The sequence below is a fragment of the Psychrobacter sp. CAM01 genome, from assembly GCF_032842965.1.
GTDB lineage: Bacteria > Pseudomonadota > Gammaproteobacteria > Pseudomonadales > Moraxellaceae > Psychrobacter > Psychrobacter celer.
Genome location: NZ_JAWJBL010000008.1, coordinates 827,419 through 845,069 on the forward strand (window position 1 = coordinate 827,419; position 17,651 = coordinate 845,069).

General features: G+C 47.8%; 15 protein-coding genes. 8 read left to right on the plus strand and 7 right to left on the minus strand.

Translation table 11 applies throughout. The features are described from left to right. The first annotated feature begins 80 nt into the window (after positions 1–80). The gene (locus R0I52_RS07170) at positions 81–968 is read left to right on the plus strand and encodes an SDR family NAD(P)-dependent oxidoreductase (RefSeq protein ID WP_201585627.1); all 888 of its coding nucleotides are present in this window, start codon (positions 81–83) and stop codon (positions 966–968) included. 55 nt (positions 969–1,023) lie between these two features. Here the strand turns inward: R0I52_RS07170 and R0I52_RS07175 are convergent, their stop codons facing one another. From R0I52_RS07175 to lipB, 4 genes are all read right to left on the minus strand, one after another. Continuing rightward, entirely contained in the window at positions 1,024–1,362 is a 339-nt protein-coding gene (locus R0I52_RS07175; RefSeq protein WP_317053750.1) for a hypothetical protein, read from the minus strand. 221 nt (positions 1,363–1,583) lie between these two features. After that, positions 1,584–2,057, minus strand: coding sequence for a hypothetical protein (locus tag R0I52_RS07180; RefSeq protein ID WP_317053751.1), 474 nt, complete (start codon positions 2,055–2,057; stop codon positions 1,584–1,586). 177 nt (positions 2,058–2,234) lie between these two features. Then, on the minus strand, positions 2,235–2,765 hold the full coding sequence (locus R0I52_RS07185) for an inorganic diphosphatase (RefSeq protein WP_075102105.1): 531 nt from the start codon (positions 2,763–2,765) through the stop codon (positions 2,235–2,237). A gap of 197 nt (positions 2,766–2,962) precedes the next feature. Then, entirely contained in the window at positions 2,963–3,811 is an 849-nt protein-coding gene (lipB, locus tag R0I52_RS07190; protein ID WP_317053752.1) for a lipoyl(octanoyl) transferase LipB, read from the minus strand. A gap of 631 nt (positions 3,812–4,442) precedes the next feature. On the opposite strand from lipB, the gene R0I52_RS07195 reads away from it, so the two are divergent. From R0I52_RS07195 to pncB, 5 genes are all read left to right on the plus strand, one after another. After that, a complete protein-coding gene (locus R0I52_RS07195) occupies positions 4,443–5,897 on the plus strand; it encodes a coniferyl aldehyde dehydrogenase (protein ID WP_317053753.1) in 1,455 nt (484 codons plus the stop codon). A gap of 337 nt (positions 5,898–6,234) precedes the next feature. Next, a complete protein-coding gene (locus R0I52_RS07200) occupies positions 6,235–8,178 on the plus strand; it encodes a glycine betaine ABC transporter substrate-binding protein (RefSeq protein ID WP_317053754.1) in 1,944 nt (647 codons plus the stop codon). 65 nt (positions 8,179–8,243) lie between these two features. Beyond that, a complete protein-coding gene (locus R0I52_RS07205) occupies positions 8,244–9,146 on the plus strand; it encodes an ATP-binding cassette domain-containing protein (protein ID WP_317053789.1) in 903 nt (300 codons plus the stop codon). 380 nt (positions 9,147–9,526) lie between these two features. Next, the gene (gene msrAB / locus R0I52_RS07210) at positions 9,527–11,215 is read left to right on the plus strand and encodes a bifunctional peptide-methionine (S)-S-oxide reductase MsrA/peptide-methionine (R)-S-oxide reductase MsrB (RefSeq protein ID WP_410524045.1); all 1,689 of its coding nucleotides are present in this window, start codon (positions 9,527–9,529) and stop codon (positions 11,213–11,215) included. Positions 11,216–11,513: 298 nt separating this feature from the next. Next, on the plus strand, positions 11,514–12,737 hold the full coding sequence (gene pncB / locus R0I52_RS07215; protein WP_317053756.1) for a nicotinate phosphoribosyltransferase: 1,224 nt from the start codon (positions 11,514–11,516) through the stop codon (positions 12,735–12,737). Positions 12,738–12,747: 10 nt separating this feature from the next. On the opposite strand, the gene xseB is transcribed toward pncB, so the two are convergent. The 3 genes from xseB to R0I52_RS07230 all read right to left on the minus strand — a co-directional run bounded on the left by xseB (position 12,748) and on the right by R0I52_RS07230 (position 15,319). Next, positions 12,748–13,005 (minus strand): exodeoxyribonuclease VII small subunit, encoded by a 258-nt coding sequence (xseB, locus tag R0I52_RS07220; RefSeq protein ID WP_317053757.1) that lies wholly within the window; start codon positions 13,003–13,005, stop codon positions 12,748–12,750. A gap of 65 nt (positions 13,006–13,070) precedes the next feature. Further along, positions 13,071–14,633 carry an exodeoxyribonuclease VII large subunit gene (gene xseA, locus R0I52_RS07225; RefSeq protein WP_317053758.1) on the minus strand — a complete coding sequence of 521 codons (1,563 nt, stop codon included), beginning with the start codon at positions 14,631–14,633 and terminating at the stop codon, positions 13,071–13,073. A 317-nt stretch (positions 14,634–14,950) separates the two neighbouring features. Next, a complete protein-coding gene (locus R0I52_RS07230; protein ID WP_075102097.1) occupies positions 14,951–15,319 on the minus strand; it encodes a hypothetical protein in 369 nt (122 codons plus the stop codon). A 429-nt stretch (positions 15,320–15,748) separates the two neighbouring features. On the opposite strand from R0I52_RS07230, the gene R0I52_RS07235 reads away from it, so the two are divergent. After that, entirely contained in the window at positions 15,749–16,405 is a 657-nt protein-coding gene (locus tag R0I52_RS07235; protein ID WP_317053759.1) for an alpha/beta hydrolase, read from the plus strand. Positions 16,406–16,537: 132 nt separating this feature from the next. Next, positions 16,538–17,638: a cell division protein ZapE gene (gene zapE / locus R0I52_RS07240; RefSeq protein WP_317053760.1), complete on the plus strand. Its 1,101-nt coding sequence runs from the start codon at positions 16,538–16,540 to the stop codon at positions 17,636–17,638. Positions 17,639–17,651 lie beyond the last annotated feature (13 nt).

The following is a 17,651-nucleotide window of genomic DNA, read 5'->3' on the forward strand; positions in this document are numbered from 1 at the left end:
TGTACTGACGATTTATTCACCTCAGGCCATATTTTTTGCTATCCTACAAAAGAACATAAAACAAACAAAAAGGACTTTTTATGGCCAATCCTTCAAAAAAAGCAATCGCCAAAGCGGTTAAAGGTAAGCATATCGTAATCACGGGTGCCTCAAGTGGTATCGGCGAGCGTACTGCTTTTTTGCTCAGTGAGTGCGGCGCTCATGTGATTTTGTTGGCACGTACCAAAGACAAGCTAAAAATTGTCGCGGACAATATCGAAACACTCGGTGGCAGGGCCAGTTATTATCCATGTGATTTGACCGATATGGATGATATCGAAGACGTCAGTAAACGGATTCTTGCTGATTTTGGTCATGTCGATGTGTTGGTCAATAATGCGGGGCGCTCGATTCGCCGTTCAGTGCATGAATCTGTCAACCGTTTTCATGACTTTGAGCGCACGATGGATGTCAATTACTTTGGTGCGGTAAAGATTATTTTGGGACTACTTCCGACGATGATTGGCAGAAAGAAGGGGCAAATTGTCAATATCTCCTCCATTGGCGTACTGGCAAACAGTCCGCGTTTTGCCGCTTATGTCGCCTCAAAATCAGCGCTTGATGCGTTTAGTCGCTGTCTGGCAGCAGAGGTCAAAGGCGATAATATCAAAGTCACCAACATTTTTATGCCGCTGGTGCGCACGCCGATGATTGCCCCGACCAAGCTGTATCGTTATATGCCCGCATTGATGCCTGATGAGGCGGCGATGATGATCGCCAAAGCGATCGTCCATAAACCAAACAGTATCGCCAGCAACATGGGTAGATTTGCGTCTGCAAGCTACTCGTTGGTACCTGCATTTAACGTGGGGGTGCAGTCTATTGGTTATCGTATCTTCCCGAGCTCGACGGCTGCCCAGACGACCGATAGTAAGCCGAATTTAGCGCAGCGTATTTTTGCAAAAATACTGCCTGGTGAGCATCACTAGTATAAGCGCTCAGTAGGGAGTGCAGAAAGGCTCCCTACTGAGGCTTGATTCTTACTTACTGCACCCCATCTGCAGATGTTTTATCTAAGTTGGGATTGTTTTCATTGATCGTCACCGTATCATCAGCTTTTTGGTCATTTTCTACACTGCCGCTGCTAGAATAGTACGCTGTACCTCCTGCACCTTCCTCATCTTTTGTAGAGTTAGGAGTAGAAGCTTGGTCCTTATCTTCGTTCGCTGTTTGCACAGGCGTCATCTCGCTAGATTCTATATTATTATTGTTATCATCTGGCTTTTGGGTCTCATTGCTGCAAGCACCAAGACCCAAGAGACTCACCCAACATACTATCCATAATTTATTTTTAAGCGATTTTGCCGCTATTGATGTTTTCATTTTAATATCCTTGTTATCGTTAAGATCAAACCTTGCGTAGAATTCGTCCCAGTCCCACGGTATCGTTTTTATACTGAACTCACTATAACAAGCAAAAATAACAGACAATTTTTTTGTTTTCACGGGGTTGGAGGTAAGGATTTGTTAGCGTTTGTACTACCACGTATTTTTTTAAGCACAGCTGGTAAAAGGGATATCTTAATAAAGCCCGCCATGTCGCCCTAACCAAACACTCGCCATAATATCCAAAACAATCCTGCCATAATCACCACAATCAGCAATAAACGTTTTGTCCAATATGGTATTAAGGGTTTTTTGTATCCCAAGTTATTTAGCTGGTTATCAACCCCTTGTTGTAGGTCTTTAAAACCTTGAGTCTGCTTGGTGGTTTTGACGCGTGTCTTGATCAGTTTGCCAGACTCTAGCTCTTCTTTTGTTTCTTGCTCTCGATCAAAGCTAATGGCGTGATTAGAGATGCCTTGTTTGTTTGCGATGGTATTGAGTTTTTGTTGCTGCTTTACTTTTAACGCGGTTTCATAAGCGTCTATTCGTACCTTGGCTTCATCCATACTGATATTTTCATCTTGCGCCAATGTTTTGATGGCCATGACGAGGTTGTTTTTTTCAACCATCATAATCACATCTTTTGGCAGTTTTGGATTGACTGGCTTTGAGCTTGGGTCGGGGTTAAACATGGTGTTCCTTATTGTCGATGAGCATATAGCATGTAAGTATGAGTTATTATAACCATTTTAACCAAGCACCATTCAAGCGGTGAGCGGCATTTGAGCAGTGGATAAACAAAAAAATACCGCCATCATTGTTATGACAGCGGTGTATTGCAGTGAGATTATCTGGGTCTAAGCAGTGGTTTATAGGTCTTTCCAGCGCTGGATAGACTCTTTGATAACTTCTTTGGCTTCAGCCACGTCTCCCCATGATTCAACCACAGTGGTGCCCGCTTTTTTCAGGTCTTTATAATGGCTGAAGTGGAACTGTAGCTGGTTGATCAGCTGTTTAGGTAGGTCTTCTAAGCTGTTGTACGCATTGCCGGTATCACGATCGTCCGCTGGTACGACGACGATTTTGTCATCGACTTCGCCATCATCTACAAACTTCATCACGCCAATGACTTTGGCTTTTAAGAAAATACCAGTCGGCAGTGGCTGCTCTGTGATGATCAGCGCATCTAACTCGTCGCCATCTTCGTCTAGCGTTTGCGGGATAAAGCCGTAGTTGCAAGGTTTGGCAAAGATTTGTGGATCGATACGATCCAGCTCAAACACAGCCAATTCGCGGTTCCATTCGATTTTATGGCTGCTACCGGTAGGGATTTCTACTACCACGTTGATGATGCCGCCGTCTACGTCGCCTGCGTCCAAAATTTTATTAAAATCTGCCATAAAATACTCCGATTTGCTTTTGTTTTAAATGTCTAAATACAATAAGAAAAGCTCAAAGGTTGAGCTGAGCTGTCATATAGGTATGACAGCTGTCTGTACCGCCAGCGATTATAGCAAGTTTGCGACAATTTTTCTCAAAATGCTTAAGTCTAAGCGTGCAAGATATTATGCAAAAAAAGACTCAAAGGCCACAAGCTTTAGCGACTTGGTTTGGGAGCCAACGCGCGCAGTGCTATCTGTCCTGCATGGCGCTGAGCGATATTGTCGACGAGTTTTTGTGTGACGCTCTCATAGCTCAAGGGCTCGCGGGTTTGCTCTGCGCTTCGTGTCTTTGGGGAGGGTGACATATTGATAAAATCAGCCAGCCTAAGCATCTGCATGCCAGCATAGCCACATGGGTTGATGGCGTTAAATGCGGATAAATCACAATTTAAATTAATAGCGATACCGTGGTAACTGAAGCCATGCTTAATCTTAAAGCCTAATGACGCCATTTTACCTAACATGATGGATGATGGGTGGATATCAGTCGATACAATGCCTTTATCGGTAGGGCTGTCGTCAAGCTCTGCGCTGGTATCGGCATAGAGATAGACGCCTGGCGCATCACGGCGCGCATGGGCACGAATGCGCGTATCACCAGCTGTGTGGTTTTGTAAGCAGTCATTGATCACATCTTCGATGGCTTGCTCAGCGTGTGAAACTAAGTTGCGCACACTCCAGCCCAAGCTCTCTAAATCAAATAACCAATACAACACCAATTGCCCATGACCATGCCAAGTCACTTGACCACCGCGATCGGTTTTGATAATTGGGGTGTCTGTACGCTGCAAAATGTGCTCTTCTTTACCCGCTTGTCCTAAGGTATAGACATCATTGTGATCGACGATCCATAGCTCATCGGGCGTGCGCTGCTGTTTGGTTTTTTTTAACTCAATACGTGTCAGCGTGCGCGCGAGCATCGCATCCAAGGTAGGGACATAATCGGCCGCGGATAAAGACTTACTAATCAGCGTGTCACTCAGGGGTTGTATGGCGTTTTGCATGGCAGTCACAACATATGGTAGATATAGAGAATTGGCAAAAGGTATGAAGGCAAGGGCGTGTCCTCTTCAATAGATAGCCATCTAAATGAGTTAAAAATGGCTAAATCTCACCAAACGGTATCAAATAGCTAATGAATATCTCGATATTATCTGCGCTATTTTCGGTGTTTGATTAGGGCGTGTTGAACTTTCAACACGCCCTACAGTGTTTGGCGGCAATTTATCTTATTTTTATTGCCATTTTTAAAATGAGGACACGTCCAAGTATGTCAGTTGCCTAAAGTGTAGCAGTTTTTGGTAGTGTCGCCCAAACTTATCTGCTTATCAGATACCGCCCAAATAAAAATCTGGAAATTAAAAAGTTTGGATGCGGTGTGAGCGATGACTTTTGCTCTGTTAAAAAACGCAATAGTCAGTTTAAAAAGCTATCCATTGCTCGGTCGATGCGCTACATTAGGGTAGCCCGTCAGAGTGTCTTAAAAGCGTAAGGGATGCAATTTTATGACTATTTTTTATGACGGATTTTTGTTGGGTCTGTTGAAGACAAAGACAGGCAGGATGTGCGCTATAGATACAGTGCCGCTCGCCCAAGAAAGTATATTATTCCCAACGCATATAACAAGGAAGAGACATGACAGACAATACCCAAAATATCAATGAGCATATGCCGCATCAAGCCTCTAGTATCGCGCACACTGTCGAAGAAATGCGGGCGCAATTTGAGCATCTACAAGCGCTGAGCCGTACACAACCGATAAATGACTGGGCCACGCGTGAGACGCAGCTGGATAACCTTGAGATGATGCTCAGCGACAATCAAGTCAGCTTTGCCAGTGCCATCAGCGCTGACTTTGGCCATCGTAGTGAGTCTGAGACGCAGTTTGCTGAGTTGTTCCCGAGCTTTACAGGGATTAATCATGCCAAAAAACACGGCAAAAAATGGATGAAGCCCCAGCGTGCGCCGATCTCGGCACTGTATATGCCAGCCCACAATGAAATCCAGCCGCAGCCGTTAGGTGTGGTCGGCATCATGGTGCCTTGGAACTATCCGCTGTTTTTGGCCGTAGGTCCGATGATAGATGCGCTCGCCGCGGGCAATAGAATCATGATCAAAATGAGTGAGGCGGCGCCAAAGTTCGCGCAGACGTTCGCCGATGCTGTGGCTCGTTATTTTTCCTCCGACATGATATGTGTGGTGCTGGGCGAGGTCGATATCGCGGTGGCTTTTAGTGAGCTGCCGTTTGATCATCTGCTGTATACTGGTTCGACAGCGGTCGGCAAAAAAGTCATGGCCGCCGCCGCCCCCAATCTGACGCCAGTGACATTAGAGCTGGGTGGTAAGTCGCCGGTGATCGTCTTAGATGATGCCAATCTAGAGTCAGTGGTCAATCGCGTGATGATGGGCAAGACACTAAATGCCGGCCAAACCTGTATCGCCCCTGATTATGTGCTGATTCCGCGTCGCTATCATGAGTCATTTATCCAAGCGGCAAAAGACTGGATGGATAAGCATTATCCTGATATTGAGAACAACCCTGACTACTCGCGCATCATCAATGGCGCTCAGTTTAAGCGCGTAAAAGGCTATGTAGACGCGCTACCAAGCGAGCAGGTACATGCGCTGACCTCGATTGAGGCCAACAGCGAAACACGCCTGATGCCGCCTGTCATCGTTCGGGAACCTGCGTTAAACAGTGAGATCATGGACAATGAGATTTTTGCGCCGATTTTGCCTTTGATACACTACGAAACGCTAAATGATGCCATTCACTTTGTCAATTCGCGCCCGCGTCCGCTGGCTTTGTATGTTTTTGGCGAACATCAAGGCGATATAGAGCAAGTGCGTAATCGCACGGTCTCAGGTGGTCTGTGTGTCAACGAAGTCATCATGCACGTGGCGCAGCATGATTTACCCTTTGGCGGCGTTGGTGATTCGGGCACCGGTGCTTATCATGGTAAGGCGGGGTTTGAGCGTCTTAGTCACATGAAGCCTGTGTTTGTACAGGCCAAGCTCAACGGCATGAATTTACTACTACCGCCTTATGGTGGACTGTTTAAAAAAGCCATGGCTCTATTTTTAAAGTAGCACTCAAACACAGTCGCCTTGTAAGTCACTGTATCCGATATAGTCATGCTCAGTGTAGCCATGCCTGATACAGCCTTGTGGCGACACGTTTTAAGCATACTTATGCATCTACCTAGGTAGGTGCTTTTTTTTGGTCAAATAGCAGTAGGCAACGCGCGGGTAGTGAACAATAAGCATTTGTCATCTGTGTGAGAAGTCGCTACACTTTGTAGTACCTCTAAACAACGGCAACCTATCATTTAAGCCAATCGCTCATTCGTGCTACTGACGCAAGAGATGTGTTCATACTGAGGCGTAGGGCATAAGCGAGCGGCACCCATCATAAATAGGACTGAGCATGCGCCAATGGATTGCGTTAAGTTTACTCTGTATGAGTACATTACTCCTGCCCGTGGCAGCCTCGGCGGCCTGCCAATCACCTGTCAAATTTGGCGCGCTGACATGGGAGAGTGGTCAGTTTATCTCTGGGGTACTCAAGTATATCGTCGAAGATGGCTATGAGTGTGCGGTCGAGGAGGTGCCAGGTGCTGGCCCTGCGCTCGAAACCGCGCTGTCGCAAGACGATATTCAAGTCATCGGTGAGCAGTGGGTTGGGCGCTCACCGATCATGGAGCAGGCCATTGCGCAAGATAAAGTTGCTGTCATCGGCGATACGCTAAAAGGCGGCGCAACCCAAGGCTGGTATGTGCCCAAATACGTGCTAGAAGAAAATCCGGGACTGCGCAGCTACCAAGATCTGCCCAAGTATGCCCATTTGTTTGAAGACCCAGAAGATCCAGACAGTGCTCGTTTTATGAATTGCCCTTCTGGCTGGACTTGTGAGGTGTTTAATACGCGGTTACTAAAAAATACAGGATTGGATGGTGTTTTTAACAACGCGCACCCCGGTACGGGCGCGGCACTCGATGCCGAGATATCGTCTGCATTTGAGCAGCACAAACCCTTATTGTTTTATTACTGGCAGCCGACAGGGTTGATGGCGAAATACGACTTTGCCGCGCTTGAGTTTCCTGCGCACGATGATGCTTGTTGGCAGGATTTGCTGCGCGCAGATGGCAGCGCTGACTGCGTCTCAGGCTTCCCCGTTTCTCCTTTGGGGATTGCTGTATCCACCCCGTTTATAGCGTCCCACCCAGCGCTGGTTGATGTTTTTAATAACGTACAGTTTAGTGCCGATGCGCTCAATGGCGCTATCTTAGAGATGAGTGAAAACAAACGTAGCGGCGAAGAGCAAGCGTTGGTGTTTTTGCGCGAGCATCCAGACGTCTGGCGCACGTGGGTGACTGACGAAGCGGCCATCAATCTAGCAGCGCAGTTAGGTATTAGCCTCACAGGTGCGGCAGCCAACGATAGCACTATCGCTCATGATGATGGCATCAATAATCACGCATTTGGCCTTGCATCGAGCTTCCCATCATGGTCGCTTGAGACCCCGCTCAATAATACCTTGGCAAGCGTGGTAAAAAACTACGGTGAGGTGTTTCGTACCATCAGTACTTTGGCACTTACTTATTTATTGTTACCGATTGAGCGGCTATTGACCGCGATGCCGCCATGGCTGCTTATCTTACTCGTCACGGTATTGGGATGGTTTGCGGTTCGTAAGGTGTGGTTTGCCTTGGCATGCGGTGCAGGGCTGTTCTTGATCGGTGCTTTTGGGCTGTGGGGCGCGCTGATTGATACTTTTGCCCTACTAATCGTTTCGGTGCTGGTGACCGTGGTGATCGGCATTCCGATCGGGACTGCGATGTCCGGCAGCAAGATACTGCGTAAGATAGTCACGCCCATTTTGGATGTGATGCAGACTATGCCAAGCTTTGTATATTTGATTCCGGTGCTGATGCTATTTGGAATTGGTAAGGTGCCAGCGCTGTTTGCCACCGTCATTTATGCCTTGCCGCCGCTGATTCGCCTGACGACGCTGGGTATTACCCAAGTCGATCATGAGATGATCGAGGCAGGGCGCTCGTTTGGCAGTACGCATCGTCAGCTGCTGATTTGGATTAAGCTACCACAAGCGCTACCCAGTATCATGGCGGGGATCAATCAAGCGGTAATGATGTCACTGTCCATGGTGGTGCTGGCTTCTATGATTGGGGCGCCAGGTCTTGGCGAGGACGTGCTGCAGTCTATTCAAACGCTAAATATCGGTCAAGGGCTGCAAGCTGGTACCGCGATCGTCATCGTCGCCATTATCATTGATCGTATCACTCAGGCATTTGGTCAAGGCAAGCGCGCCCGCCAACAAACCATCGATGCTGGCAAGCGTCCGATAGGTTGATAAGTAGCGGCTACATCGAGCTAAGCTGTGCTAAACCGCATAAAAACCCCATAGCGAGAACCATGATGAACCATATTCAGCTTGAAAATATCAGTAAGATTTATAATGCCAGCACGGCGCAGGCACAGGTAGCTTTATCGCTATTGGCGCAAGGGATGGACAGTACCGAGGTCAAAGAGCAGACAGGGTATTCGGTCGGGCTTTATGACATCAACCTCGCCATCAAAGCAGGGGAGCTGCACTGTATCATGGGGCTCTCAGGCTCAGGCAAGTCGACTTTGATACGGCATATCAATCGTCTAATAGACCCGAGCTGTGGCAAAATATGGGTCGATACCAGCCTGCATACAACTAATCCTAGTCGCGCGCTTGCTGCCGCAGTGGCAGAGGAGACGCAGACTACAGCGCAAGCAGGATCGTCTGCTATCGATATATTGACGCTCAATGATAAAGCGCTGCAGCAGTATCGTCAGCATACCGTCAGTATGGTGTTTCAGCATTTCGGGCTAGTACCGCACATGACTGTCATACAAAACGTCGCCTATGGCCTACGCGTACGAAAGATGAGTACCAAAGCGCGCCATGAGATTGCACGGCATTGGCTCAATGAAGTTGGACTGCCTAACCTAGAGCACAGCTACCCTGACGAGCTATCAGGCGGTATGCAGCAGCGGGTTGGGCTGGCACGGGCACTGGCGACAGACAACCCAATCTTGCTGATGGATGAGGCGTTTTCTGCCCTTGATCCGCTGATTCGTGCTCAGCTACAAGACCAGCTGCTGGAGCTGCAAGATCGGCTGAATAAGACCATCGTTTTTATTACTCATGATATCGATGAGGCCATCAAGGTCGGCCAACGCATCAGCATCTTAAACGGTGGTCGTTTGGTACAGACGGGCACCCCGCAGCAGCTACGTCACGACCCTGCTGATGATTATGTGGCACAGTTTATGGATACCAAGTCGTGATGCTGATTTTGGCGTTTTTTATCGACAGCAAAGGCATTTTGCACGATAGAGTGTAAGGTTTGATTGGCGATACAATGGTTAACAAAAACTCAATATGAAACCGCTATCTTTAATATTGTCTGAATTGTATTTAGCCAAAGATGGTCGTACTATAAAAACATCTGCCACTCATAGCAGTGTTAGTTAAAGGACCTATTATGTCAGACCAGCCTACCGATAAAAACGATCAACCGCGCCGCTTAAATTGGTACAAAGACCAGTCAAGTGCCAGCCACCCTATAAGTAACGTTACCGCCAAACCCTCGTCACAGTATTTAGTAAAACAGCCCCCTCGCTCAAAACCATCACGTTATCTAAAAAATACCAGCCGCTATGGCGTGATGACGGTGCTCAGTGCTGGGCTGCTGATGGCTTGCGGCCAAATGAGCAATGCTGATAATAGTGCCAGCAGTAGTGCCAGTCAGCAAAACAGCGGCGTGACCAGCTCACGAGATATGTTGCCATCTGACATGCTTGGGCAGATGCAGGCATTGCCGCAATTGACCACAGGTCTGGGTGAGACCGGCGCGGTAGTGATCGACCCTAATAAGCCGACCTTGGTTAAATTTTGGGCGAGCTGGTGCCCGCTGTGTTTGGGCACACTGGCTGAAACCGAAGCATGGCGCCTTGATCCTAAGTTCTCTGGTTTAAACGTAGTCACTATGGCAAGTCCTGGCCATCTCAATGAGAAAGCTGAGGGTGAATTTGCCTCATGGTATGCAGGCGTGCAGTCAGCGTATCCCAAACTACCAGTATTGACTGACCCTTCTGGCGCTATCATCAAGCAGCTGGGCGTGCAGGTCTATCCAAGCTGGGCGATACTGGATAAAAACGGCAACTTGGTACACTTAGTCAAAGGCAATATATCGAGCGAGCAAGCATATGCGCTGGCGAACAATGCCGAAAACGACTTTGCCGAGCTAAAGGCCGGCAGTAGCAAGCCTGCAAACGCCCAAGCGGCAGCCAGCAATAGCAAGATTGAAACCATCAAGCAAAAAGATGGGATGTATTATAATGACAAAGGCAACGCCATCAATACCCGCTCTATCTATCTGGCAGGCGGCTGCTTTTGGGGTGTTGAAGCCTATATGGAGCGTGTCGATGGCGTGGTCGATGCGGTATCAGGCTATGCCAATGGGGATACTGCCAACCCCAGTTATGAGCAGGTCATTCGCGGCTCAGGGCACGCTGAAGCAGTAAAAGTCACTTATGATGCTGATAAAATAGATCTTGATACGGTTTTGCAGTATTATTTTCGCGTCATTGACCCGACTAGCCTAAACAAACAAGGCAATGATCGCGGTGTGCAGTATCGCACTGGGGTGTATTATACCGATCAAGACGATAAAGCGGTCATCGACGCGGCGCTAAAGCGAGTACAGAGCCAATATAAGCAAAAAGTTGTGGTCGAAAATGAACCATTAGACAACTTTTATGTGGCGGAGATGTATCATCAGGACTATCTGGCAAAAAATCCCAATGGCTACTGTCATGTCGATCTCAGCCTTGCCGATGATAAGCTTGAGAGTACGGCACCACCCAAGCTTGCGCCTGTCAGCACCGTTGCAGAAGCGCTAGACCCTAAACGCTATGCTGGGTTTAATAAAGGTGCGCTACAGCAGACGCTCACCAAAGCTCAGTACAATATCACTCAACAAGCAGGGACAGAGCGGGCGTTTAGTCATGAGTATGATGACTTGTTTGCCCCTGGGATTTATGTCGATGTGGTCTCAGGCGAGCCTTTGTTTTTATCTACGGATAAGTACCAGTCAGGCTGCGGTTGGCCAAGCTTTACCAAGCCCATCGATATGCAGGTGATTACCCAGCACGAAGACCGAGCGTTTAATATGGTACGTACCGAGGTGCGCTCGCGGGTCGCGGACTCACACTTGGGTCATGTGTTCCCCGATGGGCCAAAGGATCGAGGCGGCTTACGTTATTGTATCAATGGTGGCGCGCTGCAGTTTATCCCCGTCGATGTGATGCCGCAGTCAGGTTATGCGCCTTTGGTCAAACTGATTACATCGTAGTGGTATCGACAGCGTTATACAGTGTTATAAATGTTTTGCCATTTTTGACCCATTTAGCTGACTATTAGCTGACTATTAGCTGACTATCAATTAGATTGAGGGCACGCCTTAATAAAAGCACCAAGAAAGCAGGAACTCTGAAAAAGGCAGCAAATTTCGTTATACTTGACGACTGATGAATGCGCGCTGCAAACGTGCTGTTTGTGCGCCATATCTGGTTATTTATCGTATTATATACTGTGTCGCTTTGAGTATTAGGTGACGTTATTTTTTATTTTTGTGTTTCTAAGGCCATAGTATGACCGTTACCTATGCACCTATTATTACCTCGTTACTTGATAACGATTTGTACAAATTCACCATGCTCCAAGCCATGCTGCATCAGTTTCCACAGACGCATGGGGTTTATCGTTTTCGTTGCCGCAATAATAAGGATACTGTCTATCCCTTAGCCGATATCAAAGACGCTCTAGAGCAGCAACTAGATAGTCTGTGCGAGTTACGGTTTTTGGAAGATGAATTAGAGTATCTGCGCGGTTTGCGCTTTATTCGTTCAGACTTCGTCGATTATCTTGAGCTGTTTAAGCTCAAGCGCCGTTTTATCACTGTCAGCACCGATGAAAAAGCCAGACTGTGCATCGATATCGAAGGACCGATGATACAGGCGATGTTTTTTGAAGTGTTTGTTTTGGCCATTGTCAATGAGTTGTATTTTAGTGCCTTATCAGATGCTAAAGTCTTGGCAGAAGGCCAGCGCCGGCTAGACGCCAAAGTTGAGCTACTGCATCATTATGCAGCCGAGCAAAGCAGCTATAGTCCCAATACACCGCCTTTTATCGTGGCTGATTTTGGTACGCGTCGCCGCTTTAGCAAGTCTTGGCAAGCGCATGTGGTGGAGACCCTACATAAGGCTGCCCCAAAGATAGTTGGCGGCACCTCAAACGTTTATCTAGCAAAAAAACTGGGAATGACGCCGATCGGTACGATGGCGCACGAGTTTATGCAGGCATTTCAGGCATTGGATGTGCGTCTGCGCGATTCACAAAAAGCCGCGCTGGAAGCGTGGGTCCATGAGTATCGCGGCGACTTAGGAATCGCGCTGACAGATGTCGTCGGTATGGATGCGTTTTTGCGTGATTTTGACTTGTATTTTGCCAAGCTGTTTGATGGCTTGCGTCACGACAGCGGCGACCCCTATGTGTGGGGTGACAAGGCCATCGCGCATTATAAAAAGCTCAAGATAAACCCTAAGACTAAGATTTTGACTTTTAGTGATGGTTTGGATTTGGACAAAGCGTGGGAGCTGCATCAGTATTTCAAAGACCGTATCAAAACCAGCTTTGGCATCGGCACCAACTTGACCAATGACATGGGCATTACCCCAATCAATATCGTGCTAAAGCTGGTCGAGTGTAACGGTCAGCCTGTGGCAAAATTGTCTGACAGCCCAGGCAAGACCATGATTAATAATGACACGTATCTTGCCTATCTTCGCCAAGTGTTTGAGGTGGATACGCCATAATAAAGCGCCATTAGCGGCTGCTATTTTGATCCTTATTTTCTGTGTGACCCTCTTCAGCAAACGCTGCATCTAGCGCTTGCTGTACGGCATTGATGCGAGTTTCGCAGACGCGATACGCGGCGATTGACTCTTCGACCGTGGTCATAAGGTTGTCGATATCGGGTTCGTCTTGCTGCTGTAGCTGCTCGGCATTGGTTTTTAAAATATCGTAAGCCGCCTTAAAGGTTTTTGGGGCGGCTTTTTTGCGTCGGCGAGTCGGGGTAGTCATAAGGTTTTCCTAATCTCTGGTAATGGTTTGGTTTTAGTAGATAACAGGGTTTAAGTAAATGGTTCTTAAACGTTGTTGTCTGATTCGGTTAGCGTATTAGCAGATTCTGTCCTCTTGTGATTGTCTTTAATCTCAACAATCTGTGCCTGTGCTTTGCCATCTTTTAAGACGATATGAATGGTTTGCTCAGGATAAAGCTGTGTGCTACTGGTCAGAATTTGTTTGTCTTTGGCATCAGTGAGCATGGTATAGCCTTGCTTGAGCACACGAGAAGGACGGTGCAAAAGGACAATGTCGCGCAGATGCTCGCTGTTACGCTGCGCTTGTATGACGCGCAGCTGGGCGGTTTGTATCACCGTTTTTTGGTAGTTTTGACTATAAGTAGAAGCGGCTGCTAATTGCTGATAAGCCAAGGATTGAGTCTGCGCACGCAGATTGCTGGTGAGTCTGGCTGCTTGCTTAACTTGGCGCTGGGCGCTTTGCTGAATGCTACGCCACGCATAATCACTGTCTTTTCGCAGTGCGGTCAGCTGACCGATGGTATGCGATTGGATATGGCTCAATTGTCGTGACGTTTTTTGCTCAGCCATCGTGAGCTGCTGTGTGGCGGCTTGTTTGATTTGTGCTTGGTATTGCAGCGTTTGGGTAATGAGCTGAGCCAGATGACTGATAATCGCTGCGATGACTTTTGATGGCGTATCAAAGCTGGTATGCGCCACCTCATCTAGAATGACTTTATCTCGCTCATGACCGATGCCGACCCACACGGGAATAGGCTGCTCAGCCACCAATGCTGCCAGCTCATAGTCATTTAAGTAAGCCAAATCGCCCACCGCACCGCCGCCGCGGATAATTACTAATAAATCTGGCAAACGCTGATACGTATCTTGGAATTGCTGCTGGGCACTGACGATAGCTTGGCGAATCTCGCTTGGCGCATGATTGCCCTGAAAGGTGGCATGATGATAATGAAACTGACAAGCACCGGTACTGGCTAAGCGGTCTGCATCGGCTTGAAAGTCGCCCAATCCTGCGGCTTTTTCGGGAGCGATGACCAGCACATGCTCGATATCAAACGGTGTCGGTAGCTGCTGATTGAGGTGCAGGAGTCCTTCGCCCGTTAAGCGGTCGACCATCTCAGCATACTGCCGCGCCAAATCGCCTAACGTGTAGCTTGGATCGATATCCTCGATCGTGAGCGAAAAGCCATACTGCGCATGAAAACCTGCCGATACTTTGAGCAGTACGGTCAGATCGCGCTCAAGCGGCATGCCCGTTGCGCGCTCAAACTTCGCCAAAACGCGGGCGGCCTTAAAGCGCCAGAGGTTGCCGCGGCAGCTGGCCACGACCTTACCATCGTCATCTTTTTCGGCCAACTCAAAATAATAATGCCCGCCTTTGCTCGATAAGTTGCGAATCTCAGCCTTCACCCACACGCGATGGTTAAAGGTTTCTTTTACCACCATCTCTACCGCCGACAAGTAGTCACTTAAGCGCAGCACCGTGTCTTCTAAACTGACTTCTAGGCTGTTTTCTTGCTCAGCAAGCTCAGCTTCTAACGTCGCCAAGTCTTTGGCAGGGGTTAGGACTTTGGCTTGTTTGATATTTGAGAGATTGGGTTTGCGCATAATAGGAGACCAAAGCCGACTAAGACATAAAGGTATAAAATGGGACAAAAAGGTATGAAATGGTTGCTATCAAAACCAAAGAGACAATGTGGTAAAAAGCAATGCGACAAAAAACAACCAACCCTATCAATCAGAGAGCAAGGCAAGTTGACAATCCGCGAAATAGCGCCGCGTGTATCGCTTGAGGTTTTGAGCTGATGACAGTTTACCTCAAAAGCGCAGTCACAAAAAGAGAAGCCAACCGATCTGCTGCATAAATGCTGTGACAAACAGAAGGGCTGGCGAGTGGCTAGCAGCTTTGTTTACGCACCATCACGTTATTGGCAGCGAAAGCTGATGGTGTATTCATAATCGTCATCACGCGATAAATCTGGTGAGCCGGTACCAAAGATACTACCGAGCACCGCGCCGGCTTGTCCAACCATGCGGCCTGTGCGCTCATCTAAGATACCATTGTAGTTGACTGTGTCCTCAATGATAATCACTTGCTTGCTGCGGCACGTTTTTTGAGCGCTATCGATGGCGTTTTGTTGCGCTTTGACTTTTGTATCGGCGATACCGGTGGTTTCGTAGGTAGCGTTGGCGCGTTGAATGACTGGTGATGAAGGGGTGCTTTGGCAAGCGCTCAAAGCAAGTGCGGCGGCCAATGTGGCACCAAAAGCGGCGGTTTTATTCATAGTAATCATAATGTATTCCTCAATTTAGACGTTGAGTATTTTAATGATAAATGGTACTGACACTTTGCCAGTCACCACTACACAATCAGTATGAATCTAACCCATTCGGCGCTTTGGTGTCTAGGTAGTTATTGTGTGCGCTCTTACCGTTGTCTTACTTATAGGCATTTAGGCGGTTACTAGGGTGTGTCCTCATTTTAAAAATGGCGATAAAAATGAGATAAATCGCCGTCAAACAAGCAAAATAGCGCAGATAATATTGAGATATTAGTCAGCTATTTGACACCGTTTGGCCAGATTTAGCCATTTTTAGCCCATTTAGATGGCTATTGATTGAATTGAGGATACGCCCTAAGGCGTCTGTACAGCAAATCACTTGAAATATAAACCATATCTAGGATAATTGAGACATTCATTCTTAATTAAGTAAGTAATAATATGCACCTGATTCCTGCTCCTGCTGGCGTGCTCGAGGTTGATGCGCTTTGGCAACAAGACAACCCTAACGATCCCAATACCGATACGGTGGCGCTGCTTTGTCACCCCAACCCTTTGTTTGATGGGACGATGAATAACAAAGTGGTCACGACCATGTACCGCTTTGCCCGCGATAGTGGCATGCATGTGGTGCGGTTTAATTTTCGCGGTGTCGGTCAGTCCACAGGCGAGCATGATTATGCCGATGGCGAAGTCGTCGATGCGATGACCGTGCTACAATGGATCGCTGAGCAAACCGGCGCGCGCAAGCTATGGCTGGGCGGTTTTTCCTTTGGCGGGTATGTCACCGCGCGTGTCGCTGAGCAAGTGCTTGAGGCCTCACATATCTGGGACGTGAGCGATTTTGAGATTATAAATATCGCGCTAATCGCGCCATCGGTAGAAAAAAACGACAGTAGTGATATCGACTTACCTGCTGATAAGACCTTTGAGATTTATGGTAATGCTGATGAGGTAATTGACCCTGCTAAGATGCAGGCATTTGCGGATCGTCTGGGTATCGCCGTCAGTGTGGTCGATGGGGCGGGGCACTTTTTTCATGGGCGTTTGTCTGAATTAAAAAAACTGCTTGAGCACCACAGTATTTCTGGACGATAGTTTTTCTAATGATAGCTTTTCTGGACGATAGCTAGGACAGATTGCTATGAGCGCCGCGTCAGCTATATACAATGGTAAAAATACAGCCATTTGATTTTATTAAATAAATTCTATTAAACAATGAGTCGCATTATGAGTTTATCCCCGTTGCAACGCTACGAGCAAGCCATCAGCACAGGTGAGTTTACGCGAGATGAACAGCAATATCAGGCCATGAGCTATCTCGATGAGCTGTATCATCAGCTCAATGACAGCGTGCCACAAAAAAAGCGCTTTTTTAGCTTTTTGAAATCCAAGCCTGCTGCCCCAAAGGGCCTGTATATGTGGGGCGGGGTAGGCCGCGGTAAGACGTGGATGATGGATATGTTTTATGACTCGTTGACCATCGAGCGTAAGATGCGGCAGCACTTCCATCATTTCATGCAGCGCGTGCACCAAGAGCTTAACGCGCTCCAAGGTCAAAGTGATCCACTCGAAAAAGTCGCTGATATTATTTACAAAGAAGCGGTGGTGATTTGTTTTGATGAGTTTTTTGTCTCCAACGTCTCTGATGCCATGATCTTAGGCGATTTGTTTACCATGCTGTTTAATCGCGGCGTGACGTTGGTCGCCACCTCCAATATCGAGCCAGCAGGACTGTATAAAGATGGCCTGCACCGTGACCGCTTTTTGCCTGCGATCGCTGAGGTCGAGCACCATACTACAGTGATGAATATCGACTCGGGCATCGACTATCGTTTGCGGGTACTGCAGCAAGCTGAGCTGTATGAGTCGCCATTGACCAAGGCCAATCATCACTGGCTGGCCAACCGTTTTGCCAGCCTCTCTAACAATCAAAAAATCAGCAAAGAGCCTATTGTCATCAATGGCCGCTCGATTAAGGTCAACGCCCGCACCGAAGACATCTTGTTTTGTGACTTTAGACACTTGTGTATGGAGCCGCGCTCTGCTGCAGATTTTATCGAAATCGCCAAACAGTTTAGTACGGTGCTGGTCGATGTGGTGCCAGCCTTAGACGATGATTTACGGGATCCAACGCGGCGCTTTATTTATCTAGTCGATGAGTTTTATGATCGCCGTGTCAAGCTATTGGTGCGTGCCGAGCAATCTATTCTTGAGCTTTATCAAGGAGAAAAACTGGCTTTTGAGATTGAGCGTACACGTTCGCGTTTGCTTGAGATGCAATCAGAAGACTACCTGCGTATGGAGCATCGCACCGAAGAGGCTGCGTAGCGGCAATGGCTGT